We start from the raw sequence: 262 nt of genomic DNA on the forward strand, positions 1-262 counted from the left end.
CCCCAAGGCCGCCGCAGCGGTGCGTTTCGCCGCCAAGATTGCGCGCGACCGCGGCCATATCGGTGACGAGGATCTCAGCGCCGTCAGGCTCGCAGGCTACGACGATGCGCAGATCATCGAGATCGTCCAGCATGTCGCTCTCAATGTCTGGACCAACTATGTCAATGAGGTTGCCAGGACGGAGATCGACTTTCCTGTCGTTTCTGCCCGCAAGGCAGCCTGAATTCAGCGACCACTGTGTCGGCTTTTTGGAAAATCCGAT

1 protein-coding gene is annotated in these 262 nt (G+C 59.2%); it reads left to right on the forward strand.

The window, feature by feature from the left end; genetic code table 11:
- Positions 1 to 223: carboxymuconolactone decarboxylase family protein (locus AC0L2O_RS36925; protein WP_473373225.1), on the forward strand; the 223-nt coding region annotated here is incomplete at its 5' end.
- Positions 224 to 262: the final 39 nt, after the last annotated feature.

Source organism: Bradyrhizobium sp. Kon10 (assembly GCF_055807395.1).